This window comes from Serratia sp. TSO36 (genome assembly GCF_057808395.1).
The window spans coordinates 307,648-326,826 of record NZ_JBJZOU010000009.1 but is presented as its reverse complement, the minus strand read 5'-3'; the positions used below and the strand labels follow the sequence as shown (position 1 = coordinate 326,826).

Sequence of the window (19,179 nt, the reverse complement as noted above, 5' to 3'; positions counted from 1 at the left end):
ATAATATAACGTTGCGCGAAAGCTTGTCATGCGGTTTATCGGCAAAGCGTGAGATAACTTGAGGAATGCCCGCCGGGCGATGCCGGCGGGTATCGGGATGGGGAACGGTCAGTGTTGGGTGCGGTTTTCTTTCGAACGGCCCACTTTGGAGAAGACGTTGAACACTTCGCCAAAACCGTAGATCAGGCCAAGGATCAGCGCCATGACCACCGGCACCATGACCACGGCAAATAACAGACTTTTCAATAATTCCAACATGATAGCCTCGCTTAACTGCCCATTGAGCGGCAAATGCCTTTCACCGCATACCGGGTTATTCTAACCCAAAAAAATCGCTAAAACCGGAGTTATTTTAGCCAGCGGGGCGAAATTGTGATCGGCCAAACGTGCCCTTTCCACCGGCTCATCCCGCCGCAGGATAGTAGATCAGCGGCGGCGCATAGCCGGCGGGCGCCGCCAGCCGGGCCTCCACCCCGTATACCGCGCGAATGTGCTCCGGCGTCAGTGCCTGCCGCGGCGTGCCCGCCGCACAGATCCTGCCCCGCTGCAGCAGCGCCACCCGATCGCAATAACAGGCCGCCAGATTCAGATCGTGCAGCGTCACCACCACGCTGAGTTTCAGCCGCCGCAGCAAGGCCATAAACTGCTGCTGATGGGCGATATCCAGATGGTTGGCGGGCTCATCCAGCAGCAGCCACGGCGTCTGCTGCGCCAGCGCGCGCGCCAGATGCACCCGCTGTTGTTCACCGCCGGACAGCCGCTGCCAATCGCGATCGGCCAGGTGGCTGATGCCCACTTGCTCCATCGCCTGCCCGGCGAGGCGGCGATCTTCGGGGCCGAAACCGCGCCAGCGGCCGACATGGGCCAGGCGCCCCAGCAGCACCGCCTCCTTCACCGGCAGCGCGAAGGCGCCGGGGGCGGATTGCTCAAGAAAGGCGATGCGCCTGGCGCGCTCCCGCCCGGAAAACGCGGTAATTTGGCGCCCTGCCAGCCAAACGCGGCCCCCGGCGGCGGGCTGCAACCCGGCCAGCAGCTTGAGCAACGTGGATTTACCGCTGCCGTTGACGCCGAGCACGCCGGTGACCTCACCGGGCAAGGCGCAGAAATCCAGATTTTCCAGCACCGTGCGTTCGCCCGCTCGCCAGCTCACCGCCTCGGCGCACAGGCCGGATCGCGCTTTTTCAATCGTCATGCATTGACCTTCCGATACAGCAACAGCAGGAATACCGGCACCCCCAGCAGCGCCGTCAGCACGCCGACCGGCAGCTCGCGCGGAGCAAACAGCGTTCTGGCCAGCGTGTCCGCCGCCACGGCGAACAGCGCGCCGCACAGCGCGCTGGCCGGCAACAGCAGCCGATGCCGCGAGCCGACCAGCCGCCGGGCGACGTGCGGCACCGTCAGCCCGATAAATCCCACCGCACCGCTGAACGCGACGATCGCCGCCGTCAGCGCGGTGGTCACCACATACAGCAGCAGCTTCAGCGGAGCCACCGCCACCCCCAGCGAAGCGGCGGTCACGCCGCCGAACGCCAGCGCGTCCAGCTCACCCGCCCGCTGCCAACACAGCAGCAGCGCCGCCGCCAGCGCCAACCCGCACAGCCCGACCTGCGGCCAGCGCGCGTCGCTGAACGATCCCAGCAGCCAGAACATCACGCCGCGCGTGGCGTTGGCGTCCGCCTGCCAGAGCGTGATCAGCGAAGTCAGCGCGGAGAGCAGCTGCGTCACCGCCACCCCGGCCAGGATAAACAGCGTGGACTCCCCCTGCAGCGAACGCCCGGCCAGCAGCATCACCAACGCAAACGCTCCCAACGCGCCGATAAACGCACCGCCGGACACCGACAACAGGCCGCCCCCCAGTCCCAATACCAGCACCGTTACCGCTCCCACGCCGGCGCCGGAGGAGATGCCCAGCACCCAGGGATCGGCCAGCGGGTTGCGGGTCAGCGACTGCAGCACGGTGCCCGCCAGCGCCAATCCGGCGCCGGCCAGCGCCGCCAACAGCGCGCGCGGCATCCGCAGCGACCAGATGATGCGCTGATACACATCGGCATCGGTCGCCGCGCTGCCGCTGACGCCAAGCACGATGCGCCAGGCGTCGTGCCACGCGATCGGCGCGGGCCCCGACAGGGTGGCGCCCAGCAGGGCCAGCGGCAGCGCCGCCGCCAGCAACAGCAGCCAGCCGGCCTCACGGCCGGGCAGTAACCGCCGGATCATGCTATTTCCAGCCTGCGATCACATAGTCGTCCAACAGCTGCCACACCGTCCCCGCCTCGCTGAAACCGGCTTGTCTAAGCGCCGCGAGCTGGAAATCCACCGGCGTCGGCGGCGGCACCGGGCGGCCGGCGAACAGCGCTTCACGCTCGGCTTGATAAGCGGCCAGCGCCGGCGATTGCAGCGCGCCGGCGAACCAGCGATCCCAATCCTCAACGCCGCTGTCCCAGGCGCGCTGTTGGGTCTGCTCGTCGTGCCGCTCCGCCAGCGCTTTCAGCCGCGGCTGGCGCGGGTCATAGCGCTGATGATCGGCGTTCAGGAACACGCCGCCGTCGGCCAGCAGCCCGGCAACGTTGCGGTACAGCGCCAGCTGCTGCTCGGGCATCAGCCAGTGCAGCGCCGTGCTGGACACCGCCGCCTGCGGCGCGGGGCCGGACAGCGCGGAAAAACAGGCCGGATCCGCCAGATCGGCCTGCAGAATGCGGATCCGATCGCCGTACGCCGCCAGCGCGCCGCGCGCCACCGCCAGCAGCAGCGGATCGAGATCGATGGCGGTCACCCTGGCCTGTGGAAAGCGCTGCAAAATGCGCAGGCTCAGCGAGCCCGGGCCGCAAGCCAGATCCACCACGTGAAAATCCTGGCCGGCGGCCAGCGCCAGCACGTCCAGCTGGGCGTTAAAACGCGCTTCCCGTTCGGCGATGTAGGCCGCCTGCTGGCGATCCCAGGAGTCCAGCAGCGAAGAGAATGAAACGGCAGTCATATCAAGGTTCCTTGTTGGAAAAAGTCGGGGCCTGCGGTGGCAAGGCCGCCAGGCCCCGAATCAAACGGCCCAGCGCCGCCACGGTGCGGGCGGAAGGGTCCATGTCGTAACCGGGGAGGATCACGTAGCGCCGCTGACGCACGGCGCGCAGCGTCGCGGTCAGCGGGTGATGTTCCAGAAAGGCGATCTTGTCGGCCGCGCTGTCGCCGAGGCCGCCGCGCGGCAGATCGCCAAGCACGATCGCATCCGGATCGCGGGCGGCGATAACCTCCCAGGACACCGTCGGCCACAGCTCAGGCCGATCGCCGAACAGGTTCTCGCTGCCGACGCTGCGGCTCAGTAGGCCTGGCGCGCCGCAGCAGCCCGCCACGTAGGGCGTTTGCGCGCCGGCATACCACCACAGCAGACGTAAATGCGGCAGCGGCGCGCGCTGCGCCTCAAACGCCTGCAGCTGCCCGCGCAGCCGTTCGACCAGCGCTTCACCGGCGCGGCTGACGTTGAAAATGCGCGCCAGCTCCCGCAGCTCGGTGAAAATGTCTTCGAACGTCAGCGCGGCGGCGATCGCGCTTTGCTGGCCGCTGCAGGCGCCGGGAGAGAGATAAGTGCCGATGCCCCATTCTGCCAGCCGCGCCCGATCGGGCGTTTCCGGGCTGTGCAGCCAGTAATAGCTGGCCGAATAGACAAAATCCGGCCGCATCAGCAGCAACGCTTCCGCCGTGGGCGGCGCCGGGCTGGTGGGCGCCTGCAATGTCTCTACCGACGCCGTTGGCACGGGATCGCGCGTGCGGTCATACCCGACCACGCCGATCGCGCGGCCAGCCAGCCCCAGCGCCAGCAGGTTTTCCAGCGCCGGGTTGGCGTAAACCAGCACCCGCTGCGGCGGCTGCGGGTAATCGCGCATTACCCCGCAATTTTGCAGGCTGACGGCATCGGCACGCAGCGGCGCGCCCCCGCCCAATCCCAGGGCGCACAACAGCAGGGCAAGCCGGCGTTTCACGCCGTCAGAACCTGACCGACACGAAGGTTTCATAGCTGCGCGGCGGCGCGATCAGCGCCTGGTCCGGGTAGGTACGCTGATAGGCGTACAGCTGGTTGGTGGCGTTGCGAATGCGAAAACCGACATCAACGATCGGCGTCAGCTGATAGTCCGCCGCCAGATCGAGCGTGGTGTACGCGCGCATCTTGCGCCGGTTGGCGTCGTCGTTGTAACTGCTGCCGACGTAGCGCAGTGAAGAAGCCAGTCCCAGACGCTCCGTCGCCTGATAATGCACGCTGAGGTTGGCAGTCCAGTCCGGAATATAGGCCGGGCGATTGCCGTTGTAGCTGCGCAGCGGGCTGCCGCCGCGATAGTCGTCGTAGCGGGCATGCGTGTAGGCGGCGTTGCCGGCCAGCTCCCAGCGCTCGTCGGGACGCAGCACCACGCCAAGCTCGATGCCGCGCGACGTCTGCCTGCCTACCGCGTTCAACGCATCCGGCCGCTGCGCGTCAGGCACAAACAGGTTGTCCTTGCGCAGTTCGTACAGCGCCAGTGTCGCCTCGCCCTTGTTACCCCAAAACTGCCCTTTGGCGCCGGCCTCCCACTGGCGCGCTCGCGTAAGCGGCAGATCGGTCTGCGTTGGGCTGAGGAAGAACAGATCGTTGCCCGGCTCCTGGCCGGTGGTGTAGTTGGCGTAGAGCGTGAGGTTATCGGTCAATGCATAGCTGGGGCCCAGGCTCCAGGTGCTGAAAACGTAGGTGTGCGCGCGGCTCTCTTCCTGCGGCCCCTGGAAGCGCCAGTCCATGTTCATATGGTTGTAGCGCAGCTGGCCCAGCAGCGCTAAACGCTCGGTCAGGCTGAAGCGATCTTCAAGAAAGGCGGCGTACTGGTTCTGGGTAACGTGGCGCACCGGCGCGCGTTGGCGGTCGGTTCCCTGGGCGAACGGCTCTCGGGGCGGCGCGCCAAGCGGCACGTCTTCGGATCCGGGGAAGCCGTTGGAGTAGTACTGAAAATGCCGCTTGCTCAGATCGAGGCCGACCAGCAACCGGTTATCGAAACCGGCGATGGCGCGATCGAACACCAGCGAACTGCGGTTGCCGATCAGATCGTCGTCGTGCGCCAGGGCGCCGAAGGAGTCGCGGTTGACGTCACCGGGTCGGGCCGCCGCCGCGACGCGAAAGCGTTCGACGTTGTGCCACTCGCGAAAGCCGCTGTAGTAATAGAATTGGTTATGCCACTCCACTTCGGGCGTCATAAACCAGTCCAGACTGGCCTGAAATGCGGTGGCGTTGCTCTGGATGCGGCTGTCGGTCAGGTTGTTGTAATTGATGTCGCGCAGCTCGCCGGCAATGCGCCCGTCCAGCAGCGGCGTGCCGTAGTAAGGGTTGTTGGTGCGGTTGAGCATGCGGTCCAGGCTCAGCGTCAACAGCGCATCGTCCGTCAGTTTAAACAGCAGCGAGCCGGAAACCCGCTTCTGCCGATCGCGTTCGTACTGCACGTTGCTGCCGCTGTCGTTGCCGCTGACGTCCAACCGGTACGCCACCGCATCGTCCACCAGCGCGCCGCCGGCCCCCAGATGCAGACGCTGGCTGCGGTAGCTGCCGAAGCCATAATCGAGCTCAAGCGGCTGGCGGCTGAAGGTCGGCCGCCGCGAGATCAGGTTGACGCTGCCGCCCGCGGCGCTCAGGCCGTTCAAGGCCGAGCCCGGCCCGCGCAGTATCTCGATGCTGTCGTAATGCGCCGGATCGCCCAGTTGCAGCGTGCTGCCGGGCATCTCCACGCCGTTATACAGCCAAGAGATCGGCCGGAAACCGCGCGCGGAAAAGTTGTTGGACAGCGTCGGCGAAGCGACGCCGGACAGGCCAGTGGCGTGCTCGACGGCGGCGGCCAGCGAGCGATCGCCCCGCTGTTGGATCGCCTGCGCGCTGATGATATCGACGCTGCGCGGCGTCTCCCGAGCGGTCAGCCCAAGCTGCGAAGCGCTGCGGCTCACGGCGTTCAACGCATCGTAGCGCCCGGCGGGGGTCGCCGCCTCCACCGTGAGCAGTTCTTCGCATCCTGTGGCATTGCGGGCTTTATCGCAGTCGGCGGCGAAAGCCAACGGCGCCGTCAGTGCGCCGCCGACCCAGGCGACGGCAAGGCATAACGATTTTCTGGGCGTGACAAGACGCCAGCGTGTCGTACTCATGTGAAGCATCCCTGTGGTGAAATAAAAACCGGCCGCAGCCGGCGTAAAGCCTTATCGTTTTTCTGTTATGTTATATTATAACAACAAAGCAATACCAGTCTTTATTGCCCCGCCCTCCAGCGCACTGCGCTTGGCGCTTTGCCGCCAAATCGGCGACAATAAGATTTTTGCCGCCGACAGGATGCGCTATGCAGGCCGAAATTCTTCTGACTCTCAAACTCCAGCAAAAGCTGTTCGCCGATCCGCGCCGCATCGCGCTGCTGAAACAGGTGCAGCACACCGGCTCCATCAGCCAGGGCGCCAAACTGGCGGGCATCAGCTACAAAAGCGCCTGGGACGCCATCAATGAGATGAACCAGCTGGCGGAACAAACGGTGGTGGAACGCGCCACCGGCGGTAAAGGCGGCGGCGGCGCACAGCTGACGCACTATGGCCAGCGGTTGATCCAGCTGTATGACCTGCTGGGCCAGGTGCAGCAAAAAGCTTTCGACGTGTTGCAGCAGGACGATCTGCCGCTCGACAGCCTGCTGGCGGCCATCTCGCGCTTCTCGCTGCAAACCAGCGCGCGCAATCAGTTCTTCGGTACCGTCATCGAACGCGATCATCAGCAAGTGCAGCAGCACCTGGCGATTTTGTTGAATGACGGCACCACTCGCCTGATGGCGGCCGTCACCCAGCAAAGCGCCGACCGGCTGCAGCTCACGCCGGGCAAAGAGGTGCTGGCGCTGATCAAGGCGCCCTGGGTGCGGTTAAGCGTCGATACCGCGGAGCATGCCGGCGCGGATAACGCGCTGGCGGGCGTGGTGGCCGGCATTCAGTCGGGCGCCGAACACAGCGAGGTGCTGGTGACGCTGGCGGGTGGCGAAACCCTGTGCGCCACCCTGACGACGGCGGAGCTGCAGCGCCTGCAGCTGAGCGTCGGCACCGCCGTACACGCCCTGTTCAACGCCGATCGCGTGATTGTCGCCACGTTGTGTTAAGCGCAACATGACGTTGCGTTTTTGTTGATTGACATCACCCTGCAATGCGCCTATTCCTAAGGCAAATAATTGCAAAAAAAGGAACAGGTGATGTCGTCGTTGCACATTTCGCAAGGTTCATTCCGCTTAAGCGATACCCGCACCCTGACGCTGGACGCGCTGGAAATCCAGGCCGGCGACAGCTGGGCCTTTGTCGGCGCCAACGGCAGCGGCAAATCCGCCCTGGCGCGCGCGCTGGCCGACGAACTGGTTCTGCTGAGCGGTGAGCGCCGCAGCGACTTTCAGCACGCGGTGCGCATCTCCTTCGAACAGCTGCAAAAAATGGTCAGCGACGAGTGGCAACGCAACAACACCGATCTGCTCAGCGCGGACGAGGACGACACCGGCCGCACCGCGGCGGAAATCATTCAGGAAGAGGTGCAAGACGCCGCGCGCTGTGAGCGGCTGGCCGCGCAGTTCGGCATCACCGCCCTGCTGACGCGCCGCTTCAAATACCTATCCACCGGCGAAACGCGCAAAACCCTGCTGTGCCGGGCGCTGATGCCCGAGCCTGACCTGCTGATCCTCGACGAACCCTTCGACGGGCTGGACGTGCACTCGCGCACGCAGCTCGCCACGCTGCTGAGCGAGCTTTCCGCCCAGGGCCAGACCGTGGTGCTGGTGCTCAACCGGTTCGACGATATCCCGGATTTTGTCCGGCAGGTGGGCGTACTGGCGGACTGTACCCTGACCAACCGCGGGCCGCGCCGCCAGGTGATGGCGGACGCGCTGGTGGCGCAGCTGGCGCACAGCGAAAACCTCAGCGGGCTGGCGCTGCCGGAGGAGGAGGATCCAACGCAAAAGGTGGCGCTGCCGGCGGATCGGCCGCTGATCGTCCTGCGCGACGGCGTGGTCAGCTATAACGACCGGCCGATCCTCAATCATCTCGACTGGCAGGTTAACCCCGGTGAACATTGGCAGATCGTCGGCCCGAACGGCGCCGGCAAATCCACGCTGCTCAGCTTGATCACCGGCGATCACCCGCAGGGCTACAGCAACCATCTGACGCTGTTCGGCCGCCGCCGCGGCAGCGGGGAAACCATTTGGGAGATCAAGCGCCATATCGGCTACGTCAGCAGCAGCCTGCATCTGGATTATCGCGTCAACACCAGCGTGCGCAACGTGGTGCTGTCGGGGTTCTTCGATTCGATCGGCATTTATCAGGCGGTTTCGGATCGTCAGCGGCAGCTGACCGAGCAATGGCTGGCGCTGCTCGGGCTCGACGGCGCGCGCGGCGACGCCCCGTTCCACAGCCTTTCCTGGGGCCAACAGCGGCTGGCGCTGATCGCCCGCGCGCTGGTGAAACACCCGGCGCTGCTGATCCTCGACGAGCCGCTGCAAGGGTTGGATCCGCTCAATCGCCAGCTGGTGCGCCGCTTCATCGACGTGCTGATCGGCCAGGGCGCCACCCAGCTGCTGTTCGTCTCGCACCATGCCGAAGATGCGCCGCAGTGCATCACACACCGCCTCAGCTTCGTGCCCGACGGCGAGGGCGGCTACGGCTACCAACAGGAACGGCTGGAGCCGACCTCCGCCTGAAGCGCGGCGTGAACATATCCGGCAACACTTCACCGCAGCACATCACATTTGGCCTTTTATCATAGAAAGAAAGAAGGCCATTTTCTGGAGACGCCATGTCCGCTGCGTTGATTATCATCGACCTGATCGAGGATCTGCTCGGGCCCAAAGGGCGCGCCAACCACTGCCGCGAACAGGTGACGGCAAGCCACCTGCTCGCCAACGTCAATGCCGCCGCGGCCTACGCCCGGGTGCGAAAAATCCCGGTGATTTGGGTGCGGACGGGATTTGCCGACGATTATCATGACATCCCGCTCCACTCGCCGCTTTTCAACCATTTGAAACAGATAGGCGCGCTGCGGCTAAACGGCCCGGGCTGCCGCTGGGCACCCGATCTGCATCAGGAGGAGACCGATCTGCAGTTTGATAAAACGGCGGTGAGCGCCTTCTCCGGTAACAATTTGTTAGCCTGGCTGCGGCAACATCGGTGCCACCATTTGCTGCTGGCGGGCATCAGCACACCGCTCGCCATCGAGAGCACCGCGCGCCAGGCGCACGACGCCGGCTTCCAGGTGACTGTGCTGCACGACCTGTGCGCAGCCCCCACGCAGGAGATCCACCAGCAGAGTCTGGACATCCTGCAAAATCTGGCCGAAATCACCCGTTCGCAGGCCTGGATGAAAGGCTAACTCTCATCGCCGCCGGTCGTGTGGGCCGGCATCATGCACGAATACGTCACTGCCCCGACCTTTAGCGTCATCTTGATGTGCTACTATCCGCTTTAGCGCTCAATCTCGCCATTATCGCACGCCGCAAAGGCGCTGAGCGCCGTGTACATATTTAAAGGGACATCTTATGTGGGGCGTATTGGCTGCTTCGTTATTTTTCTTGCCGTTTAACCGGCTGATAGCCTGGGTGATCCTGGCCGCCTCGGCGGGCATGGGGCTTTATCATGGGGTGCTGACGCCGCTCAGCCTGAGTTATCTGCTGGCGATCGTAGCGTTGTCGGGGCTGCGTCACCATTTTCGCGAGCGGCGTAGTCTGGCGATCGCGTTCGAAGGGTTGGTGGTCGCCGGCTGCGTCGCGCTATTCTTGCATCTGGTACCGGGCATCCACAACCAGCTGATGATCGACGGCGAAAAAGCCGGCCCGCTCAGCGCGCCGTTCACCATGTATTACAACTTCGACAAGGCGATGGTGCCCTTCCTGCTGTTCGCCTGCTTGCCCACGCTGTTTTCCGCTGAACGCGGCGGCAACGTCGGCAAAGCGGGCTGGATTGCGCTGCTGCTGGCCGTGCCGGCGCTGTTGCTGCTGGCCGTGGCGCTGGGCGGCTTAAAAATCGAGCTGCATGCGCCCGCCTGGATCCTGCCTTTCGTGATGGCGAACCTGTTCTTCGTCTGTATGGCCGAAGAAGCGCTGTTTCGCGGCTACCTGCAGCAGCGCCTCAGCCAGTGGCTGGGCGCCTGGCCGGCGCTGATCGTCGCTTCTCTGGTGTTCGGCGCCGCACATTTGGCCGGCGGCATGCTGATGGTGATCTTCGCGACGCTGGCCGGGGTGATCTACGGCCTGGCGTGGATGTGGAGCGGCCGCCTGTGGGTGCCGATTCTGTTCCATTTCGGGCTTAATCTGACCCATCTGCTGTTCTTTACCTACCCGCTGTATCAGCATCCTTAACGGCTGACGCCGGCAGAGAGCCTTCCTCTGCCGGCAGGTCGGGTGAAAACGCTATCACCGCTATCTCACCGCACTGCCCTCTATCACGTTGCCACCGGCTTTTCTCCGCCCATCCGGCGCATTTCAATGAAGTGTAAACGATTCCATTTTTCGCGTTAGATCACCTTTTTAGCGCCGCGGGCGTGCTATCTTTTTGCGCAATGACCTCTCCCTGTTCAGCAACGGGCGTATTAAGACGGTAATTGGAAGCGATTACACTCTCGTCGACGCCAAGAAAGGAACCGTATGACGGAATTTAACCCTATCGATCATCCGCACCGCCGCTACAACCCGCTGAGCGGCCAGTGGGTGCTGGTTTCACCGCACCGCGCCAAGCGCCCCTGGCAGGGCCAGCAGGAGGCCGTCCCGACGGAAACGCTGCCGGCGCACGATCCCGACTGTTTCCTGTGCCCGGGCAACGCGCGCATCACCGGCGATCGCAATCCGGATTATCGCGGCACCTACGTCTTCACCAACGATTTCGCCGCGCTGCTGAGCGATACGCCGCCGGCGCCCGACAGCCAGGATCCTTTGATGCGCAGCCAGAGCGCGCGCGGCGTCAGCCGGGTGATCTGCTTCTCTCCCGATCACAGCAAGACCCTGCCCGAACTGACGCTGCCGGCGCTGGAGCAGGTGATCGCCGCCTGGCAGGCGCAAACCGATGAGCTAGGCAAGCACTACCCCTGGGTACAGCTGTTCGAAAACAAAGGCGCGGCGATGGGCTGCTCCAACCCGCACCCGCACGGGCAGGTCTGGGCCAACAGTTTTCTGCCGAACGAGGCCGAGCGCGAAGATCGCCTGCAGCACGCGTATTTTCGGGAACACGCCTCCCCGCTGCTGCTGGACTATGCGCAGCGCGAGCTGGCCGCCGGCGAACGCATCGTGGTAAACACCGAACACTGGCTGGCGGTGGTGCCTTACTGGGCCGCCTGGCCGTTTGAAACGCTGCTGCTGCCGAAAGCGGCGGTGCAGCGCATTACCGATCTCAGCGCGGCGCAAAGCCAAGATCTGGCGCTGGCGCTGAAGAAGCTGACCAGCCGCTACGACAACCTTTTCCAGTGCTCCTTCCCCTATTCGATGGGATGGCACGGTGCGCCGTTCAACGGTGCCGACAACCGACACTGGCAGCTGCACGCCCATTTCTACCCGCCGCTGCTGCGTTCAGCCAGCGTGCGCAAATTTATGGTCGGTTACGAGATGCTGGCGGAAACCCAGCGCGACCTGACCGCCGAACAGGCCGCAGAGCGTCTGCGCGCCGTCAGCGATATTCATTACCGTGAAGCCGGAGCCCAAGCATGAGCCTGAAACCGCTTACCCATTCGCTGTTTACCGAACACTTCGGCTACGCGCCGGCGTTGACCATCCAGGCGCCGGGGCGGGTGAACCTGATCGGCGAGCATACCGATTACAACGACGGCTTCGTGCTGCCCTGCGCCATCGATTATCAAACCGTCATCGCCTGCGCCAAGCGCAACGACCGCCAGATCCGCGTGCTCGCCGCCGATTATCAGAATCAGCAGGATCAATTCTCGCTCGACGATCCGATCGTCAGCCACCCCGATCAGCGCTGGTCCGACTATGTGCGCGGCGTGGTGAAGCACCTTCAGCGCCGCAACGCCGACTTCGGCGGCGCGGATCTGGTGATCGCCGGCAATGTGCCGCAGGGCGCGGGGCTCAGCTCCTCCGCCGCGCTGGAAGTGGCGGTGGGCCAGGCGCTGCAGGCGCTCTATCAGCTGCCGCTGGACGGCGTAGCGCTGGCGCTGAACGGCCAGGAAGCGGAGAACCAGTTCGTCGGCTGCAACTGCGGCATCATGGACCAGCTGATCTCCGCGCTCGGCCGGCGCGACAGCGCGCTGCTGATCGACTGCCGTTCGCTGGAAACCCGTGCGGTACCGATGCCGGACAACGTCGCGGTGGTGATCGTCAACTCCAATGTGCAACGCGGGCTGGTGGACAGCGAATACAACACCCGCCGCAAACAGTGCGAGGAAGCGGCGCGGTTCTTCGGCGTCAAGGCGCTGCGCGACGTCAGCCCGGAACAGTTCGAAGCGCGTCAACATCAGTTGGATCCGCTGGTGGCCAAACGCGCGCGCCATGTCATCAGCGAGAACGCCCGCACGCTGGCGGCGGCCGACGCGCTGGCGGCCGGCGAGCTGCAACGCATGGGCCGGCTGATGGCGGAGTCGCACGCCTCGATGCGCGACGACTTTGAAATCACCGTGCCGCCGATCGATAAGCTGGTCGAGATCGTCAAAGCGGCGATCGGCCCGCGCGGCGGCGTGCGCATGACCGGCGGCGGCTTTGGCGGCTGTGTCGTCGCGCTGATGCCGCAGGATCTCGTGGAGACGGTGCGTGCCGCCGTGGCGCACGAGTATCCGCGGCAAACCGGCGGATTACAGGAAACCTTCTATGTCTGCCAGGCTTCGCAAGGCGCCGGCCTATGCTGACCGCAACCACGGCAGTTGCCCCCGATGGGCAACCTTATCAGCTGACGCAGCTGCAAAACGCCGGCGGCATGACGGTGACGCTGATGGACTGGGGCGCCACCTGGCTGTCCGCCGTCTTGCCGCTCAAATCCGGTGAAAGACGCGAGTTGCTGCTCGGCTGCCGCAGCCCAGCGGACTACCCGCGTCAGGGCGCCTATCTGGGCGCCACCGTCGGCCGCTACGCCAACCGTATCGCCAACGCCAGTCTGCCCATCGACGGGAAACCCCATGCGCTGGCCGCCAATCAGGGCGCCCACCAGCTGCACGGCGGCCCCGATGGTTTTCATGCCCGCCGCTGGCGCCGGGTACAGCATGATGCGCAGCAGGTCTGCTATGTGCTGCACTCGGCGGAGGGCGATCAGGGCTTTCCCGGCAATCTCGACGTGCAGGTTTGTTACCGCCTGACTCATGACAATCGCCTGGAAATCAGCTATCTGGCGCAGGTGGATCGCCCCTGCCCGGTCAACCTGACCAACCACGCCTATTTCAATCTGGACGGCGCCGGCACCGACGCCCGCGCCCAGCGGCTGCAGCTGTTCGCCGATCGCTATCTGCCCGTCGACGCCGAGGGCATTCCCTGCGCCGATCTGACGCCGGTGGACGGCAGTGGCATGGATTTTCGCCAGCCGAAAACGCTGCTGCAGGATTTCCTGCGCGACAGCGACCAGCAGCGGGTAAAAGGCTACGATCACGCATTCCTGCTGCATCGTACCTGCGGGGCGCTGGAGAGCCCGGCGGCCCATTTGTGGTCCGCCGACGGGCAAGTGCAAATGAGCGTGTTCACCGACGCGCCGGCGCTGCAACTCTACAGCGGCAATTACCTGGCCGGCACGCCGGCGCGCGATGGCGGCAGCTACGCCGACCATGCCGGCGTGGCGCTGGAGAGCGAGTTCTTGCCGGACAGCCCGCACCATCCCGAGTGGCCGCAGCCGGACTGCTGGCTGCAGCCGGGGAGCCGCTATCGCAGCGCCACGCATTATCAGTTTTATCCTATCTGACCCGCCACGCCCCTCGCCGTGCGGCCGGGGGCAATTTGTTATAAATGCTTACCTTTTAACGCTATCCCCCCACCGGCGCCCGCCTTCCCTTATTCCAAGGCGCGCACTACACTCAGGCTACCGTGATAAGCACAACGCCTTGTGCAACGTCACCTTTTTCGGCCAATGGCGGCCAATCAATAGCTGAAGGAACACCTATGCGTCTGATTACTGCACTTCCATTGCTGGCGGGCTTAATGCTGAGCACCAATCTGATGGCGGCCGACGCGACGACGGCGACGAAAACGCCTTCGCCGGCGCAGGCGGCTCAACAGAAACGCATGACCGATTGCAACCAGCAGGCATCTACCAAATCGCTGAAAGGCGCCGATCGCTCCACCTTCATGAGCACCTGTCTGAAATCCGAAGGCTCCGCCGCGACGGGCAAAACCCTGACGCCGCAGCAGCAGAAAATGAAAAGCTGCAACGCCGACGCCAAGACCAAGGATCTGAAGGGCGACGCGCGTAAAACCTTCATGAGCAACTGCCTGAAAAAATCGGCCTGATTTTCCCCGCGCCACGGCGCGCCCGGAGCAATTTCGGCGCGCCATTTCCCCTTCGCAGCGCCAGCCTGAACGATTCAGCTTTTTCCTTTCGCCAGCCCTTACTTTGCGGCAAGAAATTGGCTATGGTTAGACACTATCGATTGCCGAGCCCCGGCCCGCGGCAATATAATGATTTTCGTTATCATTGAAATGTCAGATTATTAAGGAGTTAAGCTATGGCTGTAACTAAGCTGGTTCTGGTGCGTCACGGCGAAAGCCAGTGGAACCAAGAAAACCGCTTCACCGGTTGGTATGATGTTGATCTGTCCGACAAGGGCCGCACCGAAGCGAAAGCAGCAGGCAAGCTGTTGAAAGAGGAAGGTTTCACTTTCGACTTCGCTTACACCTCCGTACTGAAGCGCGCGATCCACACCCTGTGGAACATCCTCGACGAGCTGGATCAGGCCTGGTTGCCGACCGAAAAATCCTGGAAGCTGAACGAACGTCACTACGGCGCGCTGCAGGGTCTGAACAAAGCGGAAACCGCCGAAAAATACGGCGACGAGCAGGTGAAACAATGGCGTCGCGGCTTCGCGGTGACCCCACCTGAGCTGACCAAAGAAGACGAACGTTACCCTGGCCACGATCCGCGCTACGCTTCGCTGACCGAGCAAGAGCTGCCGCTGACCGAAAGCCTGGCGCTGACCATCGATCGCGTGATTCCTTACTGGGACGAAGAGATCCTGCCACGCATCAAGAGCGGCGAGCGCGTGATCGTTGCGGCGCACGGCAACTCGCTGCGCGCGCTGGTGAAATACCTGGATAACCTGAGCGAAGACGAAATCCTCGAACTGAACATCCCAACCGGCGTGCCGTTGGTGTATGAGTTCGACGAGAACTTCAAGCCAACCAAACGTTACTACCTGGGTAACGCCGACGAGATCGCTGCAAAAGCGGCCGCCGTGGCAAACCAGGGTAAAGCGAAGTAATTTCGCCCGTTAACGAAAAAGCCCCCGGTGAAAACCGGGGGCTTTTTTATTACTGCTGCGCCATCGCCTCATTCACCGCGTCCAGCCGTTCCTGCATCGCCGGATGGGTGCTGAGCCAGGCCGGCAGCGCCCAGCCGTCGGCCGTTTCGCGTTCAGGCACCTGCGCCAACGCGCGGTAGATAGCCGCCATTTGCGCCAGCGAACGCCCCTGGCGCTGCATTTCCGCTATCGCAAACGCATCCGCCTCACGCTCCATGCCGCGGGAAAACTGCATCTCATTCACGAAGGACGCAGACTGCAGCAGCGTGTCGCCGATGCCGCTGACGTCGCCGGTCATCCACATCAGCGTCAACGCCACCAGTGACGAACGCACCAGCATGCGCATCGGATGGCGATAAGCGTGATGCCCCATCTCATGCAGCATCACCGCCGCCAGAGCGTCGTCGTTTTTCGACAGGGCGACCAGCCCATCGCTGAGCACCAGCGTGCCGTCCGGCAACATAAAAGCGTTCGGCGCACCGGGCGCCGCCATCAGCTTTAACGACAGCGGCGTACGCTCCTGGCGCATCTCGGCCGGCATCACCTGCCGGAACAGCTGCTGCAACGCCTGCTGCCGCTCGGCCGGTAATGCGGAAGGTTCAAAGCCGCTTTGGCTCAAAAACGTCTGCGTATGTTCGCCCAGCGTCTGTTCCACCGAGGTGGGGATGCGCATGGCGATCTCGCTGCTCGCCCACGGCAGCACGACGTTAACGTAGGCCACGACCGCCAGCAGCGTCATCAGCAGCGCCACGGCGACGCCGCGTTTGTGGCGCTCCAGGCGATGCACCCACCCCGGCGAACGGCGCTGATAGAACCAGCGGCGGAAGGCCGCATCGTCATCCGGCACAAAGCGCGCGCCGTCCTTGAAGGTCAGCGTCAGCGGAATATTGCCCAGCGCCGCAGAGACGGTGATGTCCGCCAAGGGGATGTAACGTTGCTCATCCTGCCGCTGCAGCGTCACCCCCCCGCCGCTTTCGTTCACCAGCAGGCGAGCCGCCTCACGCGCAGCCCGCCCCGGCAACTGATAGGCGCCCTCGAGGATCATCGGCGCCTCAGAAACTGCCGCCCAGATCCAGCGCCTGCACCGCTTCTTCGGCCACCGCGCTGTTGGCGGTTTCCTGATGCGCCGCGATGTCCAGCAACGCCAGATCGCCTTCGACCGCCGTGCACTCCGCCAGATAACGGGCGTGGCGCACTTCCGCCACCGGCACGGCGAAACCGAGCGAGAACAGCGTGATCAGGGTATTGGTGATCAACAGCCCCATATACGGCAGCGTTTGCATGGAAGAGCGCAGTTTAACGTTGCCGTTCAGCGTCGCCTGGTTAAACAGATAGTTGCGTTGGGCGACGACCTGATAGCTGCCGGCGATCAAGGCGCCAATCAGCAGCACCACCATCATCAGCAGCAGGCTGCCAATATTTTCCAACACCAGCAAATCGGCGGTTTCATCCGTCAGCATGCCCATCAATACCATTTGGTACAGCGACAGAATGAACGACCCCATACACACCAGCGCCGCCAACATAAACGGCAGGAAAATGAGCAGGCCGATCAAGGCAAATTTGATAAAGGCCGACTTTTTCAGCTCGGCAATAAACGGCGTATTCCCGAAAAACAGGTTATTAACGTACAGATCGTGCTGCAGCGCGCTAATAATACCGTTGACGGCGGCGAATGCCGGCACGGCCAACAGCAGCGTCAACACCAACATCAGGCCGATGGCGTTGATGCTGTCAAAACCGCTGCCAATGCTGAGCAAAATGATTAAGGCGACATAAAGCCCGATAATCAGCAATAGCGGGCAGAACAGTAACGCCCAATAAGCGCGCCCGGTGCGGCAAACATAATTAAAACGCACGCCGCGATAGCTCGACATAATCGCATTGTAGCGCCAGCTGCGGATAACGATCCACGGCAGCAGGGCAAGCAACACCAGCAAAGCCAGCAGCCCCAGCAGTGGCGTTACCGCCAACAGGATATAAAATACGATGAGGCCGCCGATCACCAACAGCCGCCCTTTCAGAATTTGCAGCGGTTGCGCATGGTAATCGAAACGATCGCCGTCCAATTCCGTGTTACCGTAAAAATAGCGGCGGCGGCGCACCGTCGCCCAGGCGGAATAGATGCCCAGCGTCACGATGGTCAATAATGCGTTAACCAACCAAATCGCGAAGTACTCGCCACCTTTCCCATGGAATTTAATCCGGTGCAGCCCCAGCGGCTGCGAGGTATTGCTTGTCATAATTCTTTCGTCCTGAAAGGAATAGGTCATACCACTCCCCGCTTATTTGTCATGCGGGGTTTGTGGAATAAAAAAGCGTCTTATATAAGCACAATGCCATGAGCAGTGACAATTATTCTTTTATTAAATAGGAATAATGCGAAGGAGGTCGCTTAATGATTTTATTGGCCTATTAAATGTAAGCCTTAAATGAGTGGGATATATAGAGGTGCAATGACAAGGATAAAACAAGGGCCTGGCTGCCAGGCCCTTGTCATTTTAGCTATTATCCGCGGCGCGCTTTCACCGCCGCCGCCAGATCGCGCAGCACGGTTTCGGTATCCTGCCAGCCGATGCAGCCGTCGGTCACGCTCTTGCCGTAAACCAGCGGTTCGCCGCTTTCGAGGTTCTGGTTGCCTTCCACCAGGTGGCTTTCGATCATCACGCCGATGATCGCTTTTTCACCGCCGCTAATCTGCCCGCAAACGTCAGCGCTCACGTCCATCTGCTTTTTGAACTGTTTGCTGCTGTTGGCATGGCTGAAGTCGATCATCACCTGCGCCGGCAGCCCGGCTTTGCTCAGGCCGGCTTTGACGTCCTTCACGTGCGCCGCGCTGTAGTTCGGCTCTTTGCCGCCGCGCAGGATAATGTGGCAATCGCCGTTGCCGCTGGTGTTAACGATCGCCGAGTGGCCCCATTTGGTCACCGACAGGAAGCAGTGCGGCGCGCCGGCGGCGTTGATGGCGTCGATCGCCACCTTGATGGTGCCGTCGGTGCCGTTCTTGAAGCCCACCGGGCAGGAAAGGCCGGAGGCCAGCTCGCGGTGCACCTGCGATTCCGTGGTGCGCGCGCCGATGGCGCCCCAGCTCATCAAATCCGCCAGGTACTGCGGCGTGATCATGTCGAGGAATTCGCCGGCGGCCGGCAGGCCGCTGTCGTTGATCTCCACCAGCAGCTTGCGCGCCAGGCGCAGACCGTCGTTGATGTTGAAGCTGTTGTCCATCTGCGGATCGTTGATCAGGCCTTTCCAGCCCACGGTGGTGCGCGGTTTTTCGAAGTATACGCGCATGACCACTTCCAGCTCGCCGCTCAGTTCTTCACGCAGCGCCAACAGGCGCCCCGCGTACTCTTTGGCGGCTTTCGTATCGTGGATAGAGCAAGGGCCAATCACCACCAGCAGGCGATCGTCGCTGCCGCGGAGGATATTGTGAATTGCGCTGCGGGCCTGGGACACCGTCTTTGCCGCGCGTTCAGTGGCCGGGAATTTCTCCAGCAAAGCCACCGGCGGCAGGAGTTCCTTAATATCATTAATGCGTAAATCGTCGTTTTGGTAATTCATAGCTTTTCCATTCGGTATCGAGGGGTATTTCGCAGTGCGTAACGGTGTAGATCCCAACAATCTAGCCTGTGGGAATGGCGCTGTAAATCACCTTTGCCCCCCGCCGCTGGAACCGCCAAATTAACAGCAGATTGTGCTGTTTCATCAGGGGAGCGCAGAGCCTCCTTTTTCGCTATGCTAGCGATCGGAATATAAAG

The 19,179-nt window shown here is 62.9% G+C and carries 18 protein-coding genes; 9 read left to right on the top strand and 9 right to left on the bottom strand.

The window, feature by feature from the left end; translation table 11 throughout:
• Positions 1-108: 108 nt before the first annotated feature.
• The 6 genes from ACK3CV_RS06900 to ACK3CV_RS06875 form a co-directional block, all read right to left on the bottom strand.
• The gene (locus ACK3CV_RS06900) at positions 109-258 is read right to left on the bottom strand and encodes an AcrZ family multidrug efflux pump-associated protein (RefSeq protein WP_004939813.1); all 150 of its coding nucleotides are present in this window, start codon (positions 256-258) and stop codon (positions 109-111) included.
• 145 nt (positions 259-403) lie between these two features.
• Positions 404-1,192 carry an ABC transporter ATP-binding protein gene (locus ACK3CV_RS06895; RefSeq protein ID WP_164142043.1) on the bottom strand — a complete coding sequence of 263 codons (789 nt, stop codon included), beginning with the start codon at positions 1,190-1,192 and terminating at the stop codon, positions 404-406.
• Positions 1,189-2,214, bottom strand: a complete 1,026-nt coding sequence (locus ACK3CV_RS06890; RefSeq protein WP_164142045.1) for a FecCD family ABC transporter permease — start codon at positions 2,212-2,214, stop codon at positions 1,189-1,191. The genes ACK3CV_RS06895 and ACK3CV_RS06890 overlap by 4 nt, the downstream gene beginning before the upstream one ends.
• A 1-nt stretch (position 2,215) precedes the next feature.
• Positions 2,216-2,971 (bottom strand): class I SAM-dependent methyltransferase, encoded by a 756-nt coding sequence (locus tag ACK3CV_RS06885; RefSeq protein ID WP_086579463.1) that lies wholly within the window; start codon positions 2,969-2,971, stop codon positions 2,216-2,218.
• A gap of 1 nt (position 2,972) precedes the next feature.
• Positions 2,973-3,968 (bottom strand): ABC transporter substrate-binding protein, encoded by a 996-nt coding sequence (locus ACK3CV_RS06880; RefSeq protein WP_239504677.1) that lies wholly within the window; start codon positions 3,966-3,968, stop codon positions 2,973-2,975.
• Positions 3,969-3,972: 4 nt separating this feature from the next.
• Complete coding sequence (locus ACK3CV_RS06875; protein ID WP_164142049.1) at positions 3,973-6,135, bottom strand: TonB-dependent siderophore receptor; 2,163 nt, start codon at positions 6,133-6,135, stop codon at positions 3,973-3,975.
• 188 nt (positions 6,136-6,323) lie between these two features.
• Here ACK3CV_RS06875 and modE point away from each other — a divergent pair, with 188 nt between their 5' ends.
• The 9 genes from modE (at position 6,324) to gpmA (ending at position 15,382) form a co-directional block, all read left to right on the top strand.
• Positions 6,324-7,115 (top strand): molybdenum-dependent transcriptional regulator, encoded by a 792-nt coding sequence (modE, locus tag ACK3CV_RS06870; protein WP_164142052.1) that lies wholly within the window; start codon positions 6,324-6,326, stop codon positions 7,113-7,115.
• Positions 7,116-7,205: 90 nt separating this feature from the next.
• Entirely contained in the window at positions 7,206-8,693 is a 1,488-nt protein-coding gene (gene modF / locus ACK3CV_RS06865) for a molybdate ABC transporter ATP-binding protein ModF (protein ID WP_164142054.1), read from the top strand.
• 95 nt (positions 8,694-8,788) lie between these two features.
• The gene (locus ACK3CV_RS06860) at positions 8,789-9,361 is read left to right on the top strand and encodes a cysteine hydrolase family protein (protein WP_164142056.1); all 573 of its coding nucleotides are present in this window, start codon (positions 8,789-8,791) and stop codon (positions 9,359-9,361) included.
• A 166-nt stretch (positions 9,362-9,527) separates the two neighbouring features.
• Positions 9,528-10,346, top strand: coding sequence for a CPBP family intramembrane glutamic endopeptidase (locus tag ACK3CV_RS06855; protein ID WP_164142057.1), 819 nt, complete (start codon positions 9,528-9,530; stop codon positions 10,344-10,346).
• Positions 10,347-10,631: 285 nt separating this feature from the next.
• Positions 10,632-11,684: a galactose-1-phosphate uridylyltransferase gene (gene galT / locus ACK3CV_RS06850; protein ID WP_033637484.1), complete on the top strand. Its 1,053-nt coding sequence runs from the start codon at positions 10,632-10,634 to the stop codon at positions 11,682-11,684.
• Entirely contained in the window at positions 11,681-12,832 is a 1,152-nt protein-coding gene (gene galK / locus ACK3CV_RS06845) for a galactokinase (protein WP_033637483.1), read from the top strand. Before galT ends, galK begins: the two co-directional genes overlap by 4 nt.
• On the top strand, positions 12,826-13,869 hold the full coding sequence (gene galM / locus ACK3CV_RS06840) for a galactose-1-epimerase (protein WP_103773756.1): 1,044 nt from the start codon (positions 12,826-12,828) through the stop codon (positions 13,867-13,869). Before galK ends, galM begins: the two co-directional genes overlap by 7 nt.
• Positions 13,870-14,066: 197 nt before the next feature.
• Positions 14,067-14,414, top strand: coding sequence for a PsiF family protein (locus tag ACK3CV_RS06835; RefSeq protein ID WP_063991122.1), 348 nt, complete (start codon positions 14,067-14,069; stop codon positions 14,412-14,414).
• Positions 14,415-14,629: 215 nt separating this feature from the next.
• Positions 14,630-15,382 carry a 2,3-diphosphoglycerate-dependent phosphoglycerate mutase gene (gene gpmA / locus ACK3CV_RS06830; RefSeq protein ID WP_004939834.1) on the top strand — a complete coding sequence of 251 codons (753 nt, stop codon included), beginning with the start codon at positions 14,630-14,632 and terminating at the stop codon, positions 15,380-15,382.
• Positions 15,383-15,431: 49 nt separating this feature from the next.
• Here the strand turns inward: gpmA and ACK3CV_RS06825 are convergent, their stop codons facing one another.
• From ACK3CV_RS06825 to aroG, 3 genes are all read right to left on the bottom strand, one after another.
• Positions 15,432-16,466, bottom strand: a complete 1,035-nt coding sequence (locus ACK3CV_RS06825; protein WP_164142059.1) for a M48 family metallopeptidase — start codon at positions 16,464-16,466, stop codon at positions 15,432-15,434.
• A 7-nt stretch (positions 16,467-16,473) separates the two neighbouring features.
• On the bottom strand, positions 16,474-17,664 hold the full coding sequence (locus ACK3CV_RS06820) for a YjgN family protein (protein ID WP_033638695.1): 1,191 nt from the start codon (positions 17,662-17,664) through the stop codon (positions 16,474-16,476).
• A 265-nt stretch (positions 17,665-17,929) separates the two neighbouring features.
• Positions 17,930-18,982: a 3-deoxy-7-phosphoheptulonate synthase AroG gene (gene aroG, locus ACK3CV_RS06815; protein WP_033637478.1), complete on the bottom strand. Its 1,053-nt coding sequence runs from the start codon at positions 18,980-18,982 to the stop codon at positions 17,930-17,932.
• Between the last annotated feature and the right edge of the window lie 197 nt (positions 18,983-19,179).

Bases quoted from the DNA above. Each gene is read 5' to 3' on its own strand.
- ACK3CV_RS06900 (WP_004939813.1), bottom strand. From the start codon at position 258: ATGTTGGAATTATTGAAAAGTCTGTTATTTGCCGTGGTCATGGTGCCG.
- ACK3CV_RS06895 (WP_164142043.1), bottom strand. From the start codon at position 1,192: ATGACGATTGAAAAAGCGCGATCCGGCCTGTGCGCCGAGGCGGTGAGC.
- ACK3CV_RS06890 (WP_164142045.1), bottom strand. From the start codon at position 2,214: ATGATCCGGCGGTTACTGCCCGGCCGTGAGGCCGGCTGGCTGCTGTTG.
- ACK3CV_RS06885 (WP_086579463.1), bottom strand. From the start codon at position 2,971: ATGACTGCCGTTTCATTCTCTTCGCTGCTGGACTCCTGGGATCGCCAG.
- ACK3CV_RS06875 (WP_164142049.1), bottom strand. From the start codon at position 6,135: ATGAGTACGACACGCTGGCGTCTTGTCACGCCCAGAAAATCGTTATGC.
- modE (WP_164142052.1), top strand. From the start codon at position 6,324: ATGCAGGCCGAAATTCTTCTGACTCTCAAACTCCAGCAAAAGCTGTTC.
- modF (WP_164142054.1), top strand. From the start codon at position 7,206: ATGTCGTCGTTGCACATTTCGCAAGGTTCATTCCGCTTAAGCGATACC.
- ACK3CV_RS06860 (WP_164142056.1), top strand. From the start codon at position 8,789: ATGTCCGCTGCGTTGATTATCATCGACCTGATCGAGGATCTGCTCGGG.
- ACK3CV_RS06855 (WP_164142057.1), top strand. From the start codon at position 9,528: ATGTGGGGCGTATTGGCTGCTTCGTTATTTTTCTTGCCGTTTAACCGG.
- galT (WP_033637484.1), top strand. From the start codon at position 10,632: ATGACGGAATTTAACCCTATCGATCATCCGCACCGCCGCTACAACCCG.
- galK (WP_033637483.1), top strand. From the start codon at position 11,681: ATGAGCCTGAAACCGCTTACCCATTCGCTGTTTACCGAACACTTCGGC.
- galM (WP_103773756.1), top strand. From the start codon at position 12,826: ATGCTGACCGCAACCACGGCAGTTGCCCCCGATGGGCAACCTTATCAG.
- ACK3CV_RS06835 (WP_063991122.1), top strand. From the start codon at position 14,067: ATGCGTCTGATTACTGCACTTCCATTGCTGGCGGGCTTAATGCTGAGC.
- gpmA (WP_004939834.1), top strand. From the start codon at position 14,630: ATGGCTGTAACTAAGCTGGTTCTGGTGCGTCACGGCGAAAGCCAGTGG.
- ACK3CV_RS06825 (WP_164142059.1), bottom strand. From the start codon at position 16,466: ATGATCCTCGAGGGCGCCTATCAGTTGCCGGGGCGGGCTGCGCGTGAG.
- ACK3CV_RS06820 (WP_033638695.1), bottom strand. From the start codon at position 17,664: ATGACAAGCAATACCTCGCAGCCGCTGGGGCTGCACCGGATTAAATTC.
- aroG (WP_033637478.1), bottom strand. From the start codon at position 18,982: ATGAATTACCAAAACGACGATTTACGCATTAATGATATTAAGGAACTC.